General features: G+C 41.2%; 18 protein-coding genes. All 18 read left to right on the top strand.

Going from position 1 to position 23,709, the window contains the following annotated elements:
* Positions 1-33 precede the first annotated feature (33 nt).
* Positions 34-5,046, top strand: a complete 5,013-nt coding sequence (locus L6442_RS08285) for a hypothetical protein (RefSeq protein ID WP_212980071.1) — start codon at positions 34-36, stop codon at positions 5,044-5,046.
* A 126-nt stretch (positions 5,047-5,172) separates the two neighbouring features.
* Positions 5,173-5,487: a hypothetical protein gene (locus L6442_RS08290; protein ID WP_210088648.1), complete on the top strand. Its 315-nt coding sequence runs from the start codon at positions 5,173-5,175 to the stop codon at positions 5,485-5,487.
* Between the two features lie 310 nt (positions 5,488-5,797).
* On the top strand, positions 5,798-6,568 hold the full coding sequence (locus L6442_RS08295; protein ID WP_212980070.1) for a hypothetical protein: 771 nt from the start codon (positions 5,798-5,800) through the stop codon (positions 6,566-6,568).
* Positions 6,568-7,464: a DNA adenine methylase gene (locus L6442_RS08300; protein WP_212980069.1), complete on the top strand. Its 897-nt coding sequence runs from the start codon at positions 6,568-6,570 to the stop codon at positions 7,462-7,464. Before L6442_RS08295 ends, L6442_RS08300 begins: the two co-directional genes overlap by 1 nt.
* Positions 7,465-8,327: 863 nt before the next feature.
* Positions 8,328-8,510 (top strand): hypothetical protein, encoded by a 183-nt coding sequence (locus L6442_RS08305; protein WP_212980068.1) that lies wholly within the window; start codon positions 8,328-8,330, stop codon positions 8,508-8,510.
* A 60-nt stretch (positions 8,511-8,570) separates the two neighbouring features.
* Entirely contained in the window at positions 8,571-8,792 is a 222-nt protein-coding gene (locus L6442_RS08310) for a DUF5348 domain-containing protein (protein ID WP_120463237.1), read from the top strand.
* Between the two features lie 15 nt (positions 8,793-8,807).
* Positions 8,808-9,332 carry a recombinase family protein gene (locus L6442_RS08315; protein ID WP_210088646.1) on the top strand — a complete coding sequence of 175 codons (525 nt, stop codon included), beginning with the start codon at positions 8,808-8,810 and terminating at the stop codon, positions 9,330-9,332.
* A 37-nt stretch (positions 9,333-9,369) separates the two neighbouring features.
* On the top strand, positions 9,370-10,020 hold the full coding sequence (locus tag L6442_RS08320; RefSeq protein ID WP_210088645.1) for a hypothetical protein: 651 nt from the start codon (positions 9,370-9,372) through the stop codon (positions 10,018-10,020).
* A 34-nt stretch (positions 10,021-10,054) separates the two neighbouring features.
* The gene (locus L6442_RS08325) at positions 10,055-10,783 is read left to right on the top strand and encodes an HNH endonuclease family protein (RefSeq protein WP_212980067.1); all 729 of its coding nucleotides are present in this window, start codon (positions 10,055-10,057) and stop codon (positions 10,781-10,783) included.
* Positions 10,784-11,902: 1,119 nt separating this feature from the next.
* Positions 11,903-12,328 carry a hypothetical protein gene (locus tag L6442_RS08330; RefSeq protein ID WP_212980066.1) on the top strand — a complete coding sequence of 142 codons (426 nt, stop codon included), beginning with the start codon at positions 11,903-11,905 and terminating at the stop codon, positions 12,326-12,328.
* Positions 12,325-13,155: a hypothetical protein gene (locus L6442_RS08335; protein ID WP_212980065.1), complete on the top strand. Its 831-nt coding sequence runs from the start codon at positions 12,325-12,327 to the stop codon at positions 13,153-13,155. Before L6442_RS08330 ends, L6442_RS08335 begins: the two co-directional genes overlap by 4 nt.
* A gap of 4 nt (positions 13,156-13,159) precedes the next feature.
* The gene (locus L6442_RS08340) at positions 13,160-13,849 is read left to right on the top strand and encodes a hypothetical protein (RefSeq protein ID WP_212980064.1); all 690 of its coding nucleotides are present in this window, start codon (positions 13,160-13,162) and stop codon (positions 13,847-13,849) included.
* A 992-nt stretch (positions 13,850-14,841) separates the two neighbouring features.
* Entirely contained in the window at positions 14,842-15,687 is an 846-nt protein-coding gene (locus L6442_RS08345) for a hypothetical protein (protein ID WP_212980063.1), read from the top strand.
* Positions 15,688-15,921: 234 nt separating this feature from the next.
* Positions 15,922-16,155 (top strand): hypothetical protein, encoded by a 234-nt coding sequence (locus L6442_RS08350; RefSeq protein ID WP_212980062.1) that lies wholly within the window; start codon positions 15,922-15,924, stop codon positions 16,153-16,155.
* 29 nt (positions 16,156-16,184) lie between these two features.
* A complete protein-coding gene (locus L6442_RS08355) occupies positions 16,185-21,350 on the top strand; it encodes a hypothetical protein (protein ID WP_212980061.1) in 5,166 nt (1,721 codons plus the stop codon).
* A 296-nt stretch (positions 21,351-21,646) separates the two neighbouring features.
* Positions 21,647-21,913, top strand: coding sequence for a hypothetical protein (locus L6442_RS08360; RefSeq protein ID WP_212980060.1), 267 nt, complete (start codon positions 21,647-21,649; stop codon positions 21,911-21,913).
* A gap of 200 nt (positions 21,914-22,113) precedes the next feature.
* Positions 22,114-23,085 (top strand): amidoligase family protein, encoded by a 972-nt coding sequence (locus L6442_RS08365; protein ID WP_127505906.1) that lies wholly within the window; start codon positions 22,114-22,116, stop codon positions 23,083-23,085.
* Between the two features lie 110 nt (positions 23,086-23,195).
* Positions 23,196-23,708, top strand: coding sequence for a gamma-glutamylcyclotransferase family protein (locus tag L6442_RS08370; protein WP_120463223.1), 513 nt, complete (start codon positions 23,196-23,198; stop codon positions 23,706-23,708).
* The last annotated feature ends 1 nt before the right edge of the window (position 23,709 follow it).

The following is a 23,709-nucleotide window of genomic DNA, read 5'->3' on the forward strand; positions in this document are numbered from 1 at the left end:
AAAACAAGAACAGCAAAAGGGAGGAAATGAAGGATGAGAAGGATAGTTTCCAGCATGTTAGTCCTCGCCTTGCTTCTTTCGTTATTCGCGGCTTCAGCCTTTGCGAGTGAAGTTGAGCCTAACGAAGTTGTCCAGAGCGAAATTGGAACAGAAGGAGGAACACAGTCCGAAGCGGTCAATTCAGTCAATGAAGCCACCCTGACCGAAGAAGTGACCGATGATTTATCCAGTCAGTCCATTCAACCCAATGAGACCGCACAACCCGAAGAGACTATAACGAAAGTCTCTGCCGACAACACATCTCTAACAGTAACAGATGGTCTGCACGTTGTAGTTTATTACGATTCTGATCAAGGTACCTACATCCCCGAGTTCAATTTGGAATTATGGAATGTAGCCGAAGACAAATTGATTAGCAGCGCTGTAGGCAACAGCCAGAACTTCAGTAACGGCAAGTATAGCCTGATTTTCAATCACCCAGGCTACAAGCTTGGCGACCAGTTTGCTCTAATCCTAAGAAGTGCAGACGGTATCATCGAAGAGGTCAATTTCAATGGATACAGCTTGAAGGTAAACACCCACTTCAAATTCGGCATAGAGCCATTCGTTTATTATGAAGGGGTAAATGACGAGAAGGTTTTCCAATACCTGACCGCCACGAAGCTTAACCCCATCGAGGCTTCGCTTAAGACCAACGGGAAAAAGATTGGACTGCAGCTCCAATCCGAATCAGGTTCCCCTTTGAAGCAGTTACCAATCAACATCAAGCTTTTGGAGGGCAAAGGAACCTTAACCGCCAAGTCAGATGACAGTGGTATGGTATGGCTCGACAGCAACAAGCTAACTTGGAAATTCCTCGTTTCATCGGAAGGTAAGGTCGCCAAGGACGGTTCAAATGGCAAAGCCGAAATCGAGCTTCCTGCTACAGTTATAGCCAACACGCAGAAGAGCGTCCTGACTTTCCCGATCATATTTGAAAATCAGGTAACCAGCGGCACTATGAAGGTAAACTTCACGACCGATGCCAATACAGACCTGAGTAAAGCATGGTCAGAATTCGATATTGCTCTTTCCGATCCGAATGGGGTATCCAGTACTTTCTCTGCGAATCTGGACACTACGGAGATCGAAGGCATCGCAGACGGCAAATACAAGGCATCGATCACATCCAAGTATGCCGAGGTCAAGTTCAATTCCGATGCCCTTGTTACCCTGAGTGATGGTAAAGGGGGCATCGGGGGCATCGTTAAGCCGAAGCATCTCCTCGAAATTAGTAAGGACGGCAAATCATTCAACTTCTCTGTCATCAACGTTGAGAAGGTTGCGGACAAGCAATACAAAGGCACTAATCCAATCTCATTCGCGGTAACGCCGGGAGAATCGTTTATGATTAAGGATAACGATACAGGTAAAGTAGAGACAGTAGCCATCGACGCCAACTCCCCGATCACTAGAGTCGTTTTAGGCGCAGGAGTCGTATTTGGTGGTTCGGCAAGCACACCCCATACAGGTGATGACATTGTCTATTTAGTAATTGGTTTTATCCTGTCATTGAGTGTAGCGGCAGGATGCTTTGTTCTCTACAACAGAAAGCGTAAAAAATCGTCACCTAAGATTTCGGCATTGAGTATTATGCTGGCGGTCGCATTGGTAGCTCCGCTTTTTGCTCCTTCGGGGGTTCACGCAGCTTCTTCGGATGCAAACGTGGGAGGTACTCCACCTGCATCGGGCGGTGCTAATTCATCAACTGCGGCAGGTACGTTCCAAACCTCCGAGCGGATCGCCGTATTGCAGTTTGGTTTTATCCCGAACAAGGTAAAATCGGATGGTAAGGGGGTTCTGAATCCCGACTCGAAGAAGGCTGATCTCGAAGATCCGTTCAAGTTCAATTATGAAGACCTGTTGTTCTACATGGCTCCAAGCAAGACTTCGGACAACTTATTCCGTAAAGCTGGCTCAGGCTTAATCACCTTTGAGCGAGGAACTGGAGTATCGACTCTTTACGGAAACAACCCACTCTATCCAGCCAGCCCTAAAGGTCAGAGCCATGCCGAGTTGATGAAGCGTACTTTGGATTACGCCGACAAAGCCATAGCCAAATCGAGCAACATCAACTACTTCGAGCAAATCATTGCCGATACGCTGTACAATATCGCTCCGAGCGATTCGAACCGTACTCTTTCCGGTGAAGGTAACGTGAAGGTGATTGGTGATTCCTTGAAAGGGATGATCGAAGCCTACATTCTCCGTCACGGTAGCCAAGATGCAGGAGAGCAGTTCGATGCCCAAGTTATTGGCAGTCTGATGTTCTCGGGGTATCTGGACTTGATCAAGTCAAAAGGAATCTTGAAAGGCGAGGACTACATCACTTTCGAACAAATGATGCGTGACAAGTTCAACAAGAATGAACTGATCTTCTTCGCCCAAACAGTTATCGGTATCTCGGTCAAGGATAGTCGTAGTGCATATGATCGTGACTATGCCTTTATCTCGATGCACGATGCAACGGACTGGTATCTCTGGACAAGACAAAAGGCTCGTCCGACCGATTCCGTTCTGCAGGGGTTAACAGCAAATCGAGAATTTGAAGCTGTCTCGAAAGGTGGAGCTACCTCTGCCGAGCAAGGTTCCCAATCTCCATACAAGGAGAACGGCAACCTCCCGAATACGTTCAGAACATATGCCCGAGACTTCTACGCCAGAACGTTGAAGCCAGTAAGTTCGGCAATCCCGATGTCATCGGACGCTTCGGTCAATGGATTCGGCGGTTGGGGTTATCAACCTTGGGGTTACGGAGACGGAGAAGCTGCGAAAAAGCCTGCAATTACAGCTGAGTTGAACGTAACGTTAGTTGACAAAAACGGTAACCCGACAAAAGAATCATTCACGGTTCCAGTCAATGGATGGTCAGAAGAAAGCCAGAAGTATTTGGGTGATTTGAAGTCAGCAAGCGATGTATTCATCGCAGGGGGTATGTCTGTAGGGCATAACGGCAAGACCTACGACATTCTTCCAGACGAAAGAGCCAAATTTGAACTTATTGATATGAAGGACAAAGAAAATCTCAATAAGCGTCATCTTACGAAAGGAGCAACTGGAGAAGAAGGGACAATTTCCATTCCTACATCTGGTTCAGACCTTTGGGAAATTGAGCTTGGGTGGGATACTCCGCTTCCGATGGATCTGCATAAGTATTTAGGTGGAGATGACCCTGCGAACAGTTCTGTAACGGAGAACAAATATAACGGTTCAGATGCTTATTCAAATGCCAAGCTTACTTTGTTCGTGAAAGCTAATGAGGACTCAATTGAGCCAATCGCTTCGAACTACGATGTTCCTCAATGGAGACTTTCGAAGTATTGGGATAACATCTCAGATAAAGGCATCAACAAAGCGAAGTTCAATTTGTCTTTACCGATCAGCACGTTCACGAACCCTAAACTTAGTCCTTCTGGAAACACATTGTTCAGCTTAGTTGATCCAGACTTGAGTAATACACCTTGGGCATTAAGCCGAGCCAAACTGTTTAATGATACACCAACCAAAAACATCTCGGTATACAATCCTTCTGCATCGTTCAATCTAGCTGGCGATCTGTTAGCTGTTCGAGATAACAATTCGGTAGCGAATATCAAACTGGCTTCATGGTTGAACAATTTCAGTTTATTTGATGGAAGGATCGCTTCAGCAAGTACAGGCGCAGCTGAGAATAAGCCAGTTGTATCGAAGTCACATGATTTTAAATATGGGGTAAAAAGCCCTTATTCCTCCTATACGTACAGCGAGACGAGATACAATTGGGTTTCAACGCAGTATGGTGGTTATTATGTTCCATATACTTGGTCGGGGTCGGCAACACCGTCGTATCTGACGGCAGACTATGAAACAAGCATCCGCTTTAACCGTTACATTCCGAAAGATAGCTCGGCTCCAAAAGCGATTGCCGATGCTTCCGATTCAGCTAACGGTATGCTCTGGCAAGCCAAACAAGGCAAAGAAACCTTAAAAGTGAATCCAGAGGTTCTATACGCCTACGATGATGCGTCAGGAAACACAAGTGTTGCCTTCGCCGCGGGCGACAAGCTGAGAGAAATTCGTCCAGTGAGCTACAATCTGGCTCAATTCGTTAATGTTGGGGTCAAGCCAGAAGTAGTCGGCGCAAGTACGGCGACCGATGCAAATGCAAAAGCCCTAGCGAAGAATCTGAACGCTGGAGGTAAGCAGGTCATCTATAAGGGGTCAGCGATAACCACGAACTTTGAAGTGACGGGCGAATTGGAGTTGAAGACCTTTGCTCTCGACATCGGTTCTTCCGCACTTAAGAAAGCTTGGAATCCATCCTCGGCTTATAGTACGGATGCCATCAATGAAACATACTTGAGCGAGTATGCAACCAAGGATGAGGCTACTGGTAGGTGGCAAGTAACCTTCGATGCGAATGGTAAACTGGTCATCGACAATAAGGAGCATGGTGGTCAATCTGCCAAGCTGACAGCAACAGAGTCGAGTAAAGCTATCAAGGAACACACATTGGAAGTGCGCGGCGGCAAATTGGTTGGGGTTGATGGCAATCGAAACTTAGACAGCCTTCCGCAAGAATTGAAGGACGCTCTCACTCGGATGCATATTCTCGGTAACGATAACATCTTCAGTTCCTTCGAGAGCGGCAACGGTGATAAGCTTACTGAGCAAGCTGTTGCAACCCTCGGTAATGCAGTGAGGGGTTCGAATGATTTGAAAGTTGGTTCTGGATGGTATGCAGAAGATACGACTACCTTGGTCATTCGTGTCTATACAACAACCTTCGAATTGCCGAGCCATATGTATGTCGACAAAATACCGATGGAGATTCCAGGGCTTGAGGTGTCTGGCGACAAGAATCAATTCTTCAGCAAGGGCTTCACTGGGCATACGAAGCTGAGCTACAAAGTTGGTCATGTCGGCATGGTGTTCGACAGCTCCAAGGGCGACTTCGGCGGTAAACGGTCGACAGACTTCATAGTGGGTAACACTTCGATAATGGACACGTTCAGTACAGTTCAATAAAGCTCTACCTTAATGGGAGGTGTCGAGAAATTGGCACCTTCTTTATATTTGGGGTTCAATTCACCTTCGTTTCAAGTTATAGTAGATACATTTATTTTCCTACCATTCTTGAAATGAGGTGATGTTATGGCTAAATTATCCGAGTTGTCGTTGTATGCCAGATTCAAGTGGGCGGTTCCGGTTGTTCCCACGGTTAAAAAGGATGAGGGGTTCTTCAGTGATCCGAAGCCTTGGGATTTTGAGGAGCTAGTACTGGAGCTGATTGAACAGATGTTTGTTGAAATCGAGGAGTTCTTTTCTAAGAAGAACATGCCAGTAGAAGTGGCAATTTACGAAATCAGGGAAGTCTTCGACCGGCTCCATGTCGAGATGTACAGTCCACATCAGGAAGTCTATATGATCGTGGAGAAGTACAAGAAGCTATCTGAAAACCTATTTTAACTTAGTGGAAGGTGTCGTGAAAATCGGCACTTTCTTTTTATGGGACGATTATTTTATAAACGCTCGATTGTTTAGTTCGATTTTAATGGGGTTCCTGTAGAAGATTATTACTAATCGTTTCAAGCAGGATAAGGTTCCTTTGATTCCCCGCCATCCCTCCAACCTTTGAATGGGATTCGCACAACTATTATTTACAAGCATTTGTATGGAGTTGGGACGACAAGGGGCTTACATAACTTAACTTCAACACATGATTCAAGAGTCAACAGCTTCTAAGTGATTCAAAATAAATCACTTGGAGGTAAGCGGTATGAATGAGAAAGATTCGTCGGTTTCAAATGAGGTTCAGAGCATTGATGAAAAGATTGAAGAGTTCAAAGGGAGTGCCGCCAAGGAAGCGGATTTCATTTGGGGCGTAGATGTATTTTATGGGTGGCAGTCAGCATCCGGTCGTGAAAAGAATGTAGTAGAAGTCACCTGTAAGCTGGACGGTCAAAAGTTCTATTATCTACTCGAAGACCTGCGAGACATCAAGCAGACGGATCTGGTAATAAAAAGCCTTGGCTCAATTGCACTCATCAAGCGTAGCTACGTTAAGCACTTTGTCGATGTTGCTGACGGAATGATCATGGAAAAGAAGCAGAAATTGATGGACTGTATCGATGTGTATGTTCCATTTGACTTGGGGTCATTGAATGCCCTGCAGCATTATCGACTTGTTTATCGGCACTTTCAGGAAAACCAGGAGAAGTTCCCTTCAAAGATCAGCAACACCTTCAATTCGGAGGAACATGAAGGAGCAATCCTTGATGTAGAGTACCCTGTCGACAAAGAAGGCGTTCTGACAATTGCGTTTTTGCGCGAAGACTTTAGGAGTCTGTTCAGCGTAAAGAATGACAATGAGTACAATCAAATTCTTGATGCTCTGCACACTCTTGGGGTTCTGATTCCGAATTCAGGAAAAAAGAACAAGAAGAAATCCGAAGCTTTTACGTTCGAACGTGCTTTGGCAAAGGGGATTGCAGTGAAATACTTTACGATCCGAATTGACCCATCTTTATTCAAGGGGGAACTGGTGTAATGGCAACTAGACCAGATCCGCTCCCGCAGCTTGGTGGGAAATCGCAAATCATTGATAAAATGGTTGAGATATTCCGCTATTGTATAGAAGAGCATGGTTTGACAGGTGCAGCCGATTATTTCATGGGCGGTAATCGGCTTTTCCTTCACCTTGATTGTGACCAGATTAAGTTCAAACTGGCTAATGAAATTGATCGAGGGGTTGTCGCCTTTTTCAAATGTTTGCAAGACCCATATAAGACTGATCAACTAATCGATTCAATTTGGAAGCTGGCGGATTATGTCGACACTCAGGAGCGCTTCACAAAGGCTTGTGAAATAAGACTGGATGATCAAGCTGATGAAATTATCTCAGGCGCTTTGACTTATATTGTTGCTCTGCACAGCCGAGCTACAAATAGGCAAGATTTTTGCAAAGCGAACGTAGGAACAAGATTAACTCTTTCTGGGCTGGACAAGTTGGTCGGCTTGGATGAAGTCATTGGTGATGTTCAAATTTACTGTGGAGATTATAAAGAACAGTTCCATAAGTATAAGAATCGGGATGATCTATTAGTTTGGCTTGATCCTCCGTATCTGACTACGGAAGCTGTTGAGGGGAAGAGGGGTAATCGGAAGAAAACAAAAGCTACAAACGGTTATGTCCATCCGTTTACTAAAGAGGATCATGAATTAATGATCGACAACATAACGTCACTTGAATGTAAGAACAAGATTATTGTAAGTGGCTATAAAAATGATGCTTATAGGCGACTTGAGCAGAATGGGTTTTACAGGTATTTCGTTGGAACAGTTCACGTCCCGAGTTCAGGGATAGGTAAGATGATTGCCGAGTATATTTGGAGTAACGTCAAGATTCCAGATTGGGTTCTTGACTGGACACATAATGCCGAGTAGAAGGATTGAACTTCCTCCATCCCTCCAACCTGTTGAACTCGAAATATGCTGATTCTGTTGATTTATTTTGATTTGGCTTAATAATCCTCGAGAACGGCAATAACGACAGTCTTATACAGTAACGATTAGAAAAACACTCTCGACCAGGCAATTGCGCTGAGAGTGTTTTTCTTTATGCCTAAAGGAACAAATTGGTCGTAATTTTTGCAATTACGAGAGCTGCAACTGACAGCATGTTGTCGCAAACCCTTCTATAAACACACTTTTTTGAGCAGAACACCATTCGAACTATCTCGAGGTATGCCTTAAAACACACTACGCTCCTTATTTGACGCGGATTTCTTGCAATTCGTGTCGAAAGCTGTCAGTAAGAACGATGAAGAAGGGATTTCGAGGGGATTCCATGTTCGGTTGAAAGAGTCGATGAAATTTTGAGTTAAGCAACATCAGATCGATATTCTGTGATCCCGTTTTTCCGTAACTCCTGATTTTCTCCGAATGTAAACCTATTCCAGTATCGGTCGCCCTGCTCCCTTCAGCGGCGGCTTTTGCTCGGCGGTCAAAATCGGCTCGTATAGCCGCCGACTCCCTTGGCAGGTCTATTCCCCTAGTTTTGCCCTTTCGGTCGCTTACAGGGGCTTTCAGGGCGTCCTGCTCGGTTGTCGCCTTTTCGCTCTGTATGGGGTTCTCGTTTTTCCAGTCGTATCAAGGGTTTTCGGCTTTTTGGTTCTAAAAATTAACCCTAAAAAAGATCAAAAAACACTTGAATTAATCACTAAATGAAGCTATTATTGATACACGTTAAATAACTTAAATTTACTAAAAAAGTAAATTTAAGTAAAATAATCGGGAGGATGATAAAGATGTTTATAGCTTTGATGGTTTTGGGGATTGTTTTGTTTCTGCCATTTGTACTTCTGAATTTGGAACTTGTGAAGATTGGTTTTAATAGAGAAGTGCCGATTACTCATCGAAACATTGCCGGATATGCACTGATCATTGAAGCGGCAGTAATTGGGATCTTAGCCGTGCTTTTAATCTTGTAATTTGCAACAGTGAACTTGAAGTTTGTAAAAGAACAAGATGGAACGAGAGGAGCGAACTTCATGGCAGACAAAATTCCTATGCAATATGATGCTGATGCAGATCGGTGGTATGTGATTCTCAATGATAAGAAATGCTGGATGCATTGCGGTGAAGGCTTTGAGCTTTACATTTGTGGTGATCAAGTTCCATGTCGGCTTGAGCTAGACCATGATTGGTATGTAGTCATTCAAGGCATCAGCTTCAATTTAAGAAAAGGGACTAAGTACATGGTTAATGTATAAGAGAGGGGTAAAAATATGGCACGACTTGCCTATATCCGCTGTCAACGCAAGCAGGAAATCGAAGAATTTGAGCAGCAAGCTCAGGCAGATGAAGTATTTATTGATTTGGCTAACGAATTCGGTGTTACTTTGAACAATTCGCTTGAAGTAATGCTCGAAAAGTTAGTCAGTGGTGATGAGGTTGTTGTTCGAGGGTTGAGTGAACTGGCAGATACCGTAGCCGAAATACGTTCATTAATGGCGACTTTGCGTGATATAGGTACTGAACTACATCTTCTGAACTCAGTCAGTACAGGTGTCCTTTCGGATGAAGGACTTAAGATCCTCACGTTAATAGATACTTTCATAAAAGAAAAGGAACAAATTCGGGAAAAGAAGAAGCGAAAAGGCAGACCTGTGCAACCTTACCCTCCCAACTTCCTTGAAGTATATAAGGGATATCGGAATAAGGAATATAACAGGCTGGAAGCAGCAAAGAAGTTACAAATTAGTGTTAATACATTTCGAGATTTGATTATTGTTTTTGAATTTAGGTTTTAATTTGGAAAGGAGAGAGTTGGAGGTGATAACTTTTAGTGTGAATCCGACAGAAGAGCGGATTGGAGATGCTGGAGTAAGGGTTGTACCTAGGAAGAAACCTGTAGCCCATTACAGTCGCTTTGAAAGTTTAGGAATAAGCGAAGGTTTTGTTAAAACGGTTGATGGATATTTGGATCAGCCCATAAAAGTAGGCGCATTTGGATATGGTGTTGAGAGAAATACAAAAATGGCTATTAGCAGTAAGGAGGTTCCGATTCTGACTGTTGATGAATTTAAAGCCGGTCGTAAAGGCGGGGTTTCAGAAGCGATTCTTAAGGTAAAGAACTTTTCTGATAATGACAACTGGCTTGAATCGTTAGACACTGATTACGAAGTAATCAAAGCTGTATTTAATTTGGTTGAAATCGAGATCTATAACCATAAGAAGAAGTGGTTGCACTTAGTTATAGAAGTTGCTTTAAGAACAGGTAGATCAAAAGATATTGACTATCTTGGGAGGTTGATTGAAGAATTCAACGATTTCAGTAAACTGCCTCTAGTATCGCAAGATAAAGAGTGCTTCAAGTCGTCTACCAACCCAAGTATGATTCAAAAAGTCATCTTCTACTTAGAGGAACACAGTTTAAGGGATTTAGTGGGGTATATCATTACAAATAAAAAGGCAGCTGATGCTGTTGGATTGTCTTGACGCTAATTGGCTCATAATCTAGGAGGGCGATAATATGAAATCTCTAACTATCCCCAAAATAATTAAAGGTAGAGCAATTGTTGGAGATGTTGTCATTGGTTTAGAAGATTGGGAGATAGATAAACACTGGCGTAAATGGGAAGCGTTTGGAGATGAAGATTGCACCGATATTCAAATAAGGGATAATTACATTGATAAGCAAATTGCTCTTGCAAGTTTGCGGAAAAGAAAAAGGAAGCTTGTTGAAGGCGTTTATCATTCGACTTTTGAGGAGTACTCTTTCTTGGTTGATCGTAAGTCAGGGGGAGTGACACATTACAACAACAAGGAATGTTTTTATGAAGTGAAATGCGGAAAGATTTATCTGGTCAAGTATTCATCAGGTGAAACTAAGATGGTGTATGATGGTGTTAAACTAATCACAATTTCCGGGGACTGGTTGAGAAAAAATGACCAGCCAGCAAGTTCTAAAAACTTTGGTTCAATAAAGTACCAAAGAAATGCACTTAGAACCAAGGCTTTTTACTTGAAATCTCATCAGATAATCTCTGTAATGTTTTTCGGTCAAAAAGCTATAGATTTAGCAATAGATGGAGTGAGTGAAAGAACTCATGATATTAACCACAGAAATCTTAACCCTGATGATAACAGACCAGAAAATTTAGAGATAGTCACTTTGGATGAGAATACGGAGCACAAAACGATAATGAGGAGAGTTTTGAAAGAAAAGATTCTGGTTTATATGAATAGGAACAATTTGTAATAAGCGTAGTCTTAAGTTTATTGAGAAACTGGTGGTGTAGTTGAAATATGGTAAGAAATTGTTCATTAGCACATTAGTTTAGCGAGACTCGTGTTCAGAGATCTCGCTATTTTTATGCGCTCAGGGGTATTGACCGAACTTTATCGTAAATTCTGGACTTTAATGCATCACTGCGAAGGATTTATCGTGCTTCTAATTGAAACTTTGATTTTTAAGATTAGATTAAGAACGGGGTATTTGAAGTGAGTTCCTGAGAAAAAACTGAGTTAGTTTAGAAGAGCGAATCCACTTTTCATAAACAGTGAAGTTTGGTTATCCAACCGAACAGAAATTGAATAAATAAGCGAACGGGATTTAGAACAGCGAACAGAAATTTTATAAAAAGCGAAGTGGATTCAGAAGGAACGAACAGAAGCCTTATAAAGTGTCGAGGGAATATATACAGCCGAATACAATTTTATAATAGACAGGAGCAGTCTAAAAGATAGGTGAGAAACGGGTATGAAGTGATGGATGGATTTAATTTTGCTGTCACATCAAATACCAGTTCTAATATCTGTTTAGACTACTCGTTCCCTAGATTATGTTTATAATCGAGGATTTAGTTTGTTTCTATCTGATCGGTATATTAGGTAGGTCGAAATAAAATATCATTCTGAGTTATACCTTATCATTCTGGGAAATTATACCTACCAACCCCTCGGAACACTGTTGATTTCTCGCCAGTTCAAATTTTATCCCTCTACCCCTCTATGACTTTATTTGCTTTCATTTGAACCGTATACAGCAAGAAAAATAATCAGTTGAGAAAATTCCGTTTGCTCACGAGATGGGATCAAATTCAGGAGTTGAAAATGAAGCAAAATTACAGTACTTACAAGCTCACTTTCTCAAAACTGACTTAAATTCAGTTTGTGTGTTCAGTTAAGCTCTGATTTTCCTCTCAGGCTCTAGGGTTTTTCGTTACAAAAGAAAATCAGAGGACTTACGTCAGCCCCATATGCGGGTAAATTAAGTAAGTCGGTATGGAATTAACGAAAGAGGTTCTGATTATGTCGTTTCATGTCGAGTTAGTCGAGAGCCAGGCAACATCATCACATAAAGAAAGGAATTGATCGAATGGATCAGCCAAAGAAAATGTTGTGGTGGCAGATAACTGAAGCTGTTTCAACAATCCAGAAAAGACTAAAGTCAAAAGAATTGAATGATGCGGATAAGATGTTAGAGCATATGAAATTGGACACTATTAATCACATTGTTCTTTTATTAGGAGAACTTAGCAATCTAAGTGAGAAGTCAAAACTAAGGTACGAGATGTGGATAAACAAAAGCACAGGCAAAAATTCTTCAAAACAGGCAGCGAAGTACGGCATAACGACTGACTCATTACGATCCAAGATCATTTACTTTGATAACAAACTCAGAGCTTTGGTGGGTGATCAGACTATTGCTTCAATAGTATCCGCTACATCCGCAGAGCAGCTAGTAGCAATAATGAATCAATTTATACAAAATGCCAAGGAGAGAAAGGGTGTGTTTATGTGATCTTCCCGAAGAAGCTGGAGAATGCAATTATTACAGTTAAAAATAAACTGCCAGAGAGCGACCCCTTCTCAGATACAACGCAAATTCAACAAAGTAAATTGGATGCTCTGATGGAGATCGTGAACTTTGTAAAGCAGATGAATTACATTAAAAGACCAAGGGTAAAGGAGAAATTCTCCTTCTTCCTTCGATCCAAATATGATTATCAGGAAACAGCGACCCACTTCGGGACATCTCGTAATTCAATTGATGTTATGGTCTCACGGGTTTCGCGGCAGATAGAGTCACTTGTCGGTAAAGAGACCATCGACATGATACTTCAAGAAAAGGTATCGGAGGCGTTAAGAGTATTCAGGTCAGGGATATTAAACGAATCAGCAAAGGGGTTTTTCTTGCCGGAAGCTGCAAAGTATTTGCCCGAACCCAAGTATCGAATGTTCAATTCCCTAGAGGAGTGCAGTTCTGAGATTCGTTTTTTAAATGTTTTAACAGAACATGGAATGAAAAACATGATAGAGGGATGCGATCAAGAGAAATTGGCTCATATTCTCTATCTCATTTCGGATAATTCTAAGAAAATGATTGAAGGCGTAAGCGATGATAAAGTTCTTCAGTCGTATTTTGAGAATGGGCACCATAGTCGCGAGAAAGTAGCTATTGAACGCGAAGCTCTATTGAAGTTATTTAATGGAGAATTCAGTATGACGGACATTGGTGAACATATAAGTAATAAATATCAAGTCGAGAAAGCACTCGATGAGGTACGGAGACAACACATATTCCATGATGCCGGTTCAGGGCTTGAGTTGGCTTCCAAGGAGGGGTAAGCACATGTACTTAAAGGCTATTCCCCTATACAAATTACCTGCTGATACTTCTGTTCATTTCCTCAAAACCGATCTTGAGCAAATGACAATTGATGAAATGAGTGAGTTAGCGGCATCTCCATATCGAGATGAGAACTGGGTAAGGCTTGCATATTCTGTTTCAATAACAGCCTTTCGTCCATATATTGATGAGAACTTTGCAGAAATAGTGGAGAGGAGGTCAGCTGTCGATCAATTCTCTTATTCAGATAGCACGGTAATCAGTACGGTATCGGCTATAAACTGCTTATATTTCGACACTTCGTACCGTTCCCCAGGAACTTGCGATTGTTCGCGTGAATTCAAGTTCTTTTCAGGAGAACACTTTCTTGGAGGTATCGGGGTATATGCAATTTATCTATCCCCTGATAGCACTTCAAGAGACAAGCTACGATCAATTACCTCAATAGCAAGATACTGTCTCCAGAGTGGCAATCCCTTCAATCGCTTGCTCATAGCGGTCGTAAAGCCGGATAAATGGGAACTTGCTTTTGCTCAAGTGAAACTACTGCTTCCTCCAGTTGCAAAAACAAGATCCTGTAAAGTAACGACCACCTTGTTTTATAATCCAGTTGATTTTTTCCAAGCGATACTCAGCGGCGGAGAGGTAAAAGATACTTATCATGAGCAACACAGGTCAAGGTTTAGCTTCTAGTAAGCAGACTTAGCATAATTTCGGAGTTTTATATTCTTTGGTTTACATTTTATAACCTTTCTTCTGCCTTGTACCAAGAATATAGGTTCATTAAAGAGTAGATGATTCCCACGCAAATCACAATGAAGCGACATTCTTGTATTATGTTTATTTCTGGCGAGTATGTTTCAATGGAATGCAACCGAGTATACTCACTAACACACATTAATTGCCGTATCTTCAAGTGCATCTCACCCTTCAGGGTGAGATGCACTTATATATTTTCATTTTAGTCATTTCTTTCATGGATAAAAATGAATTTCAGTCTGAGAGTTCATGAATTTCAGGAGTGGATAGCTGATCAATTTTATAGTAAGTAGAACCCGAATGCCGAATAGCTACCCAATTCATCATTTAGGTTCACTTCATTGCCCATACGCACTTCCATATAACTGCACGAGGGTTTAGATCTAGGAGGTTAATGAAGGGATTGAAAATAATAAACTGAAGGGATGATCAGAGATGCAAAAGGTGATTGACTTGAAAAAAGGTTCTATGGGCAGCGTAGAGGATCGGAGAAAATCATGGTTGTGGTTAGAACTTGCGTTTGTGTTTAATGCTATTTTTAGTTTCATTACTCTAATGATCGTGAAGTCTGGTCATTATTCTGGCAATGGTTTTTTGGCTAATTGCTTTATTGCTGGACTAATCTTTGCTGCCTCTACAGTAGTGACATTTTTCTACTCTAAGATTAACAACAAATGGAGGTACTTCATACTTATCCAATGTTCGATCATCACTCTATACTTCTCCCTGTTCAAGATGCACCTAATTTTTAATTGATCAACAGATTGAATCCCCCTCGAACATAGAGGGGAATTTTTTTTTTGCCATTTGCAGATAGCATTCATTTCAAAAGTTATTACCAGATAAACCTTACAACAACTAAAATCCACAAATGACATGATCATACAGATCACGTTCCGATGTTCAAACACAAGGGGGTTGATACAGTGAAATTAAAGAGAAGAGTCTCATTTCTGATTATCTGTGTCGTATTCATCTGCTTAAGTTCTTCTGGAGTATTCGCCGCGGCAGATACAGATATAAAAACTATCGAGATTCCTTCAGGCGATAAGAAGCATATGCAAGACGTTTGGAGTAAATTAGGGGATGGGGGAAGTCATCTCAACCTTGAGTTTGAAGCTAACACAGGAGATCATCCTGATTCTCGGCTTCTGGTCTATGATGGTACGAGCGGAACGGTAAAATTCAACAATACCAATTTTCAGGATGCAATTGATAAATCAAGGAAAAGAGTGCTAAGGGAATTCGTTGAGGTGCTTCAGGGGTCGTCAGTCTCGGATCAAACGCAACAAGTATTATTGGGTTCAATATCTGCTTTGAACAACGAAGTTTCAATGGTGCTGATCCCTTTAGTTACGGAAAGTGCTTCAGCAGATATGTATACTGCAATGATATGGATCAATCCGATCTTGCCTTACGTTAGAGTAGTTTTCGGCATAGGGGCGATCTTACTTACAATTTATCTGATTGCAACATCGATTGCCGATTTGTTTTACATTGGACTACCTGTAGCAAGAGAGTCAATGGATTTGAAGGCAGATAATAAAGGGCGAAAGAAGCCATTTGGAATAAGTGATGATGCGATTTCCGCTGTTAGGGAAACAGAAGCTTCATTAAAATCATCAGGCAGTTATAAAAATGCGTACATGCTTTACTTTAAACGAAGGTTTTTGACTTACATTGTTCTTTCGCTCTGTCTGCTCTACCTGATCGGTGGAGAGCTTGGCGGACTTATTGCATGGCTCCTGAGTTTAGGAAGTGGAGTTGTATAAAACATTAATCCTCTCATTTCATGAGGGGATTTTTCTTTTGCTTAAGTATCAGTAATCCCGAAATCGTCGAGTTAAGAAGCCTCGAGTGGTTCATTTATCACCCCGCAACACATGAAACCTAGAAATACCTTTGTATGACGTTTGAGATTAACACAACTTCGACATCTGGTTTTGCAGAAGGATTACAAAAGTAGCACATAAATAAAACGATTTTCAGAAAAGGAGATGACGGGAATGAGGGGTATTGAGAGCGGTCAGGTCAATGGGTTCGTTATTGATCACGGTGAAGGTGTCGAAGCAGATATGCATTCAGATGAACTCAGTGACAAGGAGTATATAAAGATTCAGAAAAAGATGGTTCGTGCTGAAAAGTGGCTGAGCCGGTTAGAAAAAACAATTGCATGGTTAGATCGAGTTCGGCTATGGGCTGAGGAGCGAGCTTCAAAATCAAAACAGAATCTGAATTAAGATGATCGTTAAGGATGGAGGTGACAAGATTGCAAGCTAAGCAAATATTTCGTTATGTAGCGATGCTTATTGCTGTGATGATACTGATAACATCTACGCCGATCAATTCGGCTTCTGCAGTCGGTAGTCCTTCAACAGACTCCCCAAATGCTATGGCACGTTCGATGATTGACTTCTTCAGGAAAGACAGAACGGAGCTTGCTGTAGACAGGGTTTCTAGAGATGAATTGATGGTGTATGGGGTATTTCTTTCCAATTTCTTTATCCCAGGGAAGACCAAATTAAGTGATATGGTCGATGCTTCAACGGATAAGCAGGACACCATTCCAAGGATTGTGAGCAATAAGTTTTTTGGATCGCCTGATAATTATAAGCAGATCGTGGACGTCAATACGAAGTTATACAATGCGATCATGGAGGTATTCCAATCCTCAAAGTCATCCTTCGGTTTGTTTAAGTCCGTTCCTCAGGATGGGTCACTTCCAATGTCAGGAGAAGATTTTTATAACAAACTGGCAGGAGTAGACACGAATCGAAAAATATATGCGAAGAATGGTTCAGGCGACAATGTTGTAATGGACTTGAACGATAAAGCAACAAGAGCAGCTATTCAAGTACTGTTCTCTTATTCGCCAGAGTTGATTTTGGATAAGGAGAAAGGACTTAGGGCTTTAACCGCCATGTATATCGATGGATTAGGTAACATTTGGGGGGCTTACGATAATGTCGCAATAGAAGAGTATGTACTGGTTCTTCCTGCAGCATTAAATCCAGTAGTCTTTTCTAAAACTGCTAATGGGGGTAAGTTTCCGGTTGCAAACGTTTTTGTTATGGGCGGTATAGTTAAGATTACGGAAAACTTTTTAGACGGAAAACCCTTCATGACTCCGTACTATAACATTAAGGATTACTTTACGAACGGTTCTTCGGCAGGAAGCACAATGAACAGAAGTAATATGCTTAGTATCTTTGGTATTCAATCGCATTCCAGTATGACAAAGCTATCAGGGGGTTCAGCATTCCGAAGTCTGGGCGATTCAGACACTTTGATCATGAACAGTGATAAGGTCACCTCAAATCCGTATCAAGATGTTCAGAAGTATATTAACGAAACCGTATCTAACACTTTTTCAAGTAACAATTCGTTTATCTTTTTGACCATTGATGCAAGTAAATTCACCAATGGACAAAAATATTTTGTAGATGAAGAAGCACTCAACAGTGATCAGAAGGATACTTTGTCCAAATACTTATTCGGTGGCAGTGTTTTTTCATTGGATGAATTAGCTGACGATATGTACTATTTCAACGTACCAACTGGAGCCAGCGGCGGTGAAGGTGATTGGAAAACCGATGATGATGCTTTGATGATGAGGCAGAAGATGTTCGCCAAAGAAGTATCGGGTCAATATCAGTTTTATCAAGGCTCTTACTTCTCGTCACCTTTCAACGGCTTTCTTCACTATTACTATGATAGCAAGAGTTCAGGGAACGAACAGGATCAAGTAGATTTTTTAGTGAAATGGCTTCAAGATAACACGACCAATAAAACTATAAATTCAACTTCTGCTGAGTTTAAAGCGTTAAAGAGCTTTTTGGATTCGGGGAATTTTGGAACCGATGATCCTGATACAATTAACGCCGCGCTAAAGCTGTTGAAATTCGACAGTAATAATTTCGTATATAATTTGTTACCCTCATCGACACTCGTCGAGGATAATCTTATACGATCAAACTGGTACCAACCAAAACTTATATCTCCAACTAGCTTTGGTTTAACTGAATATGATTCTTTTCTGGGGTATATTTCAATTGCGATAAGAAAGAGTGCTTTCTTTAAACAATATAACGGATTTGATGATTATTCTTACTTTGAATTTAATGGTGCTGGTCTTTTTCAGTCAGGAAATGGCGGAAAAATCGTAGGTCATGATACTGTCAAAGGATCGAGTAAGAAGGTTGTTGGGACAAACGGACAAAATGCAATTTCTACTCTGTTCTATAATTCTATGGTGTATCGGGTATTTGGAATGAATAGTACCTTTACCCGACAATTAACGAGCAACATGTACGCTGGAACAGAAGTAGATGGCGTTCTAGGTAAATATACTACTCGGACTGCGATCATGAATGATGTCAATAACTACCCAGGTATCTATTGGGGTTACATGGTGCAACTACTCGGCATCGAAAAGAGTAAAGACAGTAAAACTGGTGAGGAAAAATGGGATAGCAAACGTTTCGAGAATGATTTATTGCCCACAATTATATTGAATACGATGGGTGGGGGATTAGACCTTGTTACGATCATCGGAGGATCGGGGGTTGTTGCTTCCGAAGAAAAAACCATGCAGGAAATGCAAACCGATATCGTTAAGAAGATTTATGGTCTTCTCTATGACGGTCCAAATCAGTACAGAGATAAGCTGATCAAATCTGCACAAGACAGCTGGATTATATCCACCCATAGAAGCATTACCGGTTCGTGGATCGGAAATATTTTAAGTGTAAGTGCAGGCGGAAACCAATCATATGCTTCGATTGTTGGTTACATCAATACGCCTAGTCTGACGGAGTTACCTATAACTTCTTGGTTACTGGACGATTACATGTCAATATACTTGTTGCTGATCTTATTTGTTGCGATGATTGTGATAATAATGGTCATAACACATGTGCGTTCAATTAGAGAAGGGGTATTAATCTTCATCGTAATGGCTTTCGTACTGATAATTCCTCAGTTCTTTATTTCAAGTGTAGTAAATTTATCAAATACTGCAGGAGATAAGCTGTATTCTGGGAGGTTTAATTATTGGGCAATTACTCAGCATCAGCAAGCACTGTCTTCTATGCGTTATGTAAAGCTTATGGATGATGAGAAAAACTATATTATTGCTCAAAACATGGAGTTTGCAAGGGAGGCATATTCCTCAGATGTTGGAGTTCGGGTTAAATGGATGTCGCCTAAGAAAGATGATGTTTTCGATGATATGTTTAACAAAGGGAAAATAACTCAAACGTTAAATGAAAATCTGAACATCTTTAGGTGGTTATTCAGCAGTTTTATTAACCAAGAAGAGTATGTTTTCAATGATCCACTGGTCACCTACTTATATAGACCATATAACGCTATAGCTACAGCAGCCAAAAATTCGTACTCCAAACTTACAGAAAAAGCAGTATCAAGAAATGAGTCTGCCAACAAATTATTAAACGCTAAAGAGTCATCCTTCGTTTTCCCTGAGTACAGATTTAAGTCTTTATTGGACGACAATAAGAAAGTTCAATATTCTGATCAACAAAATCAGTTAATAAAATCGAGTGCAACACTATCAGTCACCGATAATTCTGAAATGGAGGAGAGCTATAGGTATTGGGCTTTGAATAGTTCCAATGTTTCTAAAGCCATTTTCCGAAATGATATCAACTCTAATGCAGGATTACGTGCCGCGACAGATGAGCATTCCGAAGCCTTCCTGTTATCAACTGAAAGTCCGTTTTATTACTTCTATAATGCATTGAAGAGCAGATATTCAAGAGTTGATGGAGAGTTCAAATCAGCCTTACTTTCCAAAGAAGTATTCAGGGCTTCAAGTGATGATGACCTGAAGGTAAATAATTCAATGAGGGATTTCCTCGATCTTGAGGGGTTATTTACTTACGTGATTCCTTATTTGTATCAAGGTAATGACTATGTTTACAGGTGGACGGCTACGAACGGGAAGAGTGTCGATACCTTTAACTTCAAAAACGCAATAGAGCCTTCCGATCCTGCGATGAAGGCAAAATTTAACGAAGAAGCGAAACGTAAAGAAGACCTAAAAGCTGTTTGGAAGTTGTACTCACCTTGGGTTGACCAGATTTATTCTCTCGATGTAATGGGGAAACAAGTTCCAATTGCCAACAAAAAAGTATATGTTGCTGATACGGCTAACCCAGGTGCATATGATGATGCCGGAAGACCGATGATCTTTTCTGAGGCAGATATGTATGCGAAGGGGTATAATTACTCTCAGCTTACTGATGTAGAACGGAGAATCCAGTCCACACTGAAATCAACGTACAAGGATCTAATGTATTTGACGAACTATTACGATTTCGATAATGAGGTTCTTATTACAGCAGCAGCAATGATGGCGACCTTCAACTTTAATCGCGAGTTCTCGGAAAATAGGCTCCTCGGAGAAAGTAGTACGTTGTACCCGCAAAATTTTGAGCTAAAAAACTTTAATTACGATGCTTTCATGAGACTGATCTTAATGAATTCTACTGGAGAAGCGTTAATGGACGATCAAGACCTGTACGCACGGGTTCTTGAAAAGACGTCGATATTCTCAGGATTACTTTTGATTCTGTGTGATTTGATGGCTGTCATCGTTGTGCCAGTAGCGAAGTTATTCGTATTGCTGTTGCTTTTGTTCTTAACCATTGCGATTTGCTTATCAAGTGTGTTGGTTCCTCCAGAGAGACTGACAAGAACCATTAGTAAGAATTTGTTTATACCGTCTCTGATCTTCTTGGCAGCGAGTATTGGGTTTGCATTTGTGATCTCACTATTCATGGGTGAAGGGTTAACGGGATATGTTGGAGGAAGAACGCCATCACTCGGAGTTAGCGATCCTTCGATAGTCATGTTATTAATGGTGGCTGTTGACGTTTTGTACGTCTTTATCCTTTGGAAAATTGCGAAGTTACTCATCGCATCATTGAAGTCGCATGTGATTTCAACTGTTTTTGCAACTGTAGGGCTTGCAGTAGGTGCAATGACTGCATTTAAACAATATATGCATTCATCGATGAGCAGGACATTTGATGGAGCTCTAAGTCACGCTCTTGATACAAAAGGTGAAAATGCAGTTAATGGTGGACCGACGGGTGGTAATAAGCCTTCAGGGTTGAGATCGAGATTCGGAAAAGGAATTATGTATAACCACGATCAGCTTAACCTGAGCCATTCAGATGGTAATGAAAAGAGTAACCCTTCGATGAACGGCAGAGATGGGCAATCGAATAATGCCGTACTACCTAATGAGAAAGATCGTAAGTTTGAGAATTATATTGATGATCTGTCATCCCGAAGAGCAGGGAGTACTGATAGGAAAGACGATGGGATGCGAAAGCAAACTAAGAAAAGTGATTCTGTTGGTAAAGATATAAAGTCCGATCAAAGCCAGCAAAAGAAATCCGAGAAGTAGAGATTGGAACAGTCGGAAATTTTTCAATAGAAGAGTTTCCGACTTTTTTTTTGTTTGAGAAGTAGTAAAAACAGCCAGCTAAGGGACTTAAGGTGACTCTTTATTCTGGCTCTTGAAGGTAAAAGTTGATTTAAGTCGTTCATTTCGATGAAATGGTATATCTTGTCCTTTGTGCGCGGATGGGGTATATTGGAACTAATAAAATATTCTTTGGAAGCGGAAGCACCGCAGACAAGCCTATTAACGGGCGTAGTCTGCGGTTTTTTGCGTTCAATGACAATTGGAGGATGATTCTTATGAAATGTTGTACATTTTGTTCTAGCGAAGCTGAAGTACTGTTTAATCACCTTACTCATGATATTGGGTCGCTTTGCGTAGAGTGTTACATGAAACTACACGGATCATGCGGAGTTTGCCGCGGCAGCTTTCTACCTGAAAAAGTGATGCCTGATGTAGATAATCGGATTGAGATTAAATTTATTGGAACAGGAGAAAAGAACTTTATCGTTTGTAATCAATGTGATTTAGAAATTCGTCAGCATTTCCCGTTGATGTTCGTTTAAGGGCATTGGGGGCATGGGTCTAATCTATAGCTTACAAAGTGATCACCTTTCACTAAGGTGATCTTTATTTTTGATTTTAGATAAATTAGGCTCAACATTTTTTCGAAAAACCTATGAAAAGTGCGTCAAAAAGTAACTTCAAACCTGAGAAAAATTACATAACTAACCAGTTAATTGTGGTTGGTTAGGAGGCTCAGGGAGTGCATGTTGAATACACAAGTTTATCATTCGGTTTTGAATTAGAATTCACAGGGATAAAACGTTCAGTGGCAGCTCATGTTGTTGCGGACTTCTTCGACACAGGCAGACCAACACAAATTGGTGGATGGGGTCATGATACTTATGAAATAAAGGATCGATCCGGACGGATATGGAGAGTCGTTAAGGACGCATCAGTTCAAGCGGTTCGACAAGAGAACTCCGAAATAGTAATCGTATCGGATGATTATCAGTGTGAACTTGTATCCCCTGTTTTGGGGTATTCTGATATTCCTTTATTACAGAGATTAATTCGTGAATTGAAGGAAAGCGGCGCATTAGTAAACAAGAGTTGCGGATTACATGTACATGTAGGAGCTGAGAGATTCTCTCCAAATAACTTGAGAACTCTTTGTAATATTATCTACGCAAAACAATCTTTGCTGACCAAGGCATTGGATTGCAGACAGGATCGGCGCAGATACTGCTTGGATCTTTCAGATGAGTTTATAAAGAAGCTGAATAAAAAGAAGCCGAAGACGATGGGGGAGTTTGCAGAAGTTTGGTATCACGGATTCAATGCTTTACCCTTCCGTCGAAACGATCGATATAACGACTCCAGGTACCGGATACTGAATTTGCACCAGTTATTAAGCGGCAGATTAAAGACAGTAGAGTTCCGTTTATTCAATGGAACTTTGCATGCCGGCAAAGTGAAAGCAAGTATCCAGTTGAGTTTGCTCATCGCGGCTCAAGCCCTTAACCAAAAGAAAGCAACCAGTCGGGTAACAGTGCCTGACAACGGGAATGAGAAGTATTCATTTCGTGTATGGCTTCTCAGACTTGGTGGTATTGGTGATGAGTTCAAAACCATGCGTCATCACCTACTTAAGTACCTTGAAGGTAATTCTGCATGGAGGGAGCCGCCAACGAATGATGACGCTCGGGGCTTGTCAGATGTCGAAGCGCAGTAAGCCCCATTCGGGGTATTCTTGGGCGATCCTGACCGTTATTGAACACTGTACAACCAATCGTAATCCAAGGTAAACTTACCAACTAACTATTGATATTGGAGGTACCGAGTATGAAGCCTTATGTAGCTTACGGGAGCAATATGCACATTAAGCAAATGAAGATGCGTTGTCCTGATGCGTATATCATCGGGATTGGGTGTATTGAAGATCATGAGCTAGTGTTTAAACGCGTAGCCACCATCTCTAAACATATCGGACTATTTGTACCTGTTGTGTTGTGGATGATCTCCGAAAGGGATGAAATCGCTTTAGATCATTATGAAGGCGTTTCAGTTGGACTCTACAGAAAAGAGATCATTAAGATAAAGTTAGAATCGATTAGTGTAAAAAATGACGTGTTTAATGAAAGTGATCTTCCAATTGAACTAGGAGCGATGGTTTATATCATGAATGCCGAATCAAGACCAATATCGGCGCCTACTCGGATATACTATGAGACTATTCTTGAAGGCTACCAACAGAACAACATTGATGTTCGCCCCCTTTCTGTTGCAGCTATTAAAAGCGATTATAGGGACACGGATTATTATGAAGGTTATAGAACAGCTAGACGGAGGAGGTAAG

The sequence above is a fragment of the Paenibacillus azoreducens genome (assembly GCF_021654775.1).
In the GTDB taxonomy this organism is placed as follows: domain Bacteria; phylum Bacillota; class Bacilli; order Paenibacillales; family Paenibacillaceae; genus Paenibacillus_AQ; species Paenibacillus_AQ azoreducens.

Coding starts and splice junctions, on each gene's coding strand:
- L6442_RS08315 (WP_210088646.1), top strand. CDS start 8,808: ATGGCACGACTTGCCTATATCCGCTGTCAACGCAAGCAGGAAATCGAA.
- L6442_RS08340 (WP_212980064.1), top strand. CDS start 13,160: ATGTACTTAAAGGCTATTCCCCTATACAAATTACCTGCTGATACTTCT.
- L6442_RS08305 (WP_212980068.1), top strand. CDS start 8,328: ATGTTTATAGCTTTGATGGTTTTGGGGATTGTTTTGTTTCTGCCATTT.
- L6442_RS08295 (WP_212980070.1), top strand. CDS start 5,798: ATGAATGAGAAAGATTCGTCGGTTTCAAATGAGGTTCAGAGCATTGAT.
- L6442_RS08325 (WP_212980067.1), top strand. CDS start 10,055: ATGAAATCTCTAACTATCCCCAAAATAATTAAAGGTAGAGCAATTGTT.
- L6442_RS08310 (WP_120463237.1), top strand. CDS start 8,571: ATGGCAGACAAAATTCCTATGCAATATGATGCTGATGCAGATCGGTGG.
- L6442_RS08360 (WP_212980060.1), top strand. CDS start 21,647: ATGAAATGTTGTACATTTTGTTCTAGCGAAGCTGAAGTACTGTTTAAT.
- L6442_RS08370 (WP_120463223.1), top strand. CDS start 23,196: ATGAAGCCTTATGTAGCTTACGGGAGCAATATGCACATTAAGCAAATG.
- L6442_RS08300 (WP_212980069.1), top strand. CDS start 6,568: ATGGCAACTAGACCAGATCCGCTCCCGCAGCTTGGTGGGAAATCGCAA.
- L6442_RS08350 (WP_212980062.1), top strand. CDS start 15,922: ATGAGGGGTATTGAGAGCGGTCAGGTCAATGGGTTCGTTATTGATCAC.
- L6442_RS08285 (WP_212980071.1), top strand. CDS start 34: ATGAGAAGGATAGTTTCCAGCATGTTAGTCCTCGCCTTGCTTCTTTCG.
- L6442_RS08290 (WP_210088648.1), top strand. CDS start 5,173: ATGGCTAAATTATCCGAGTTGTCGTTGTATGCCAGATTCAAGTGGGCG.
- L6442_RS08330 (WP_212980066.1), top strand. CDS start 11,903: ATGGATCAGCCAAAGAAAATGTTGTGGTGGCAGATAACTGAAGCTGTT.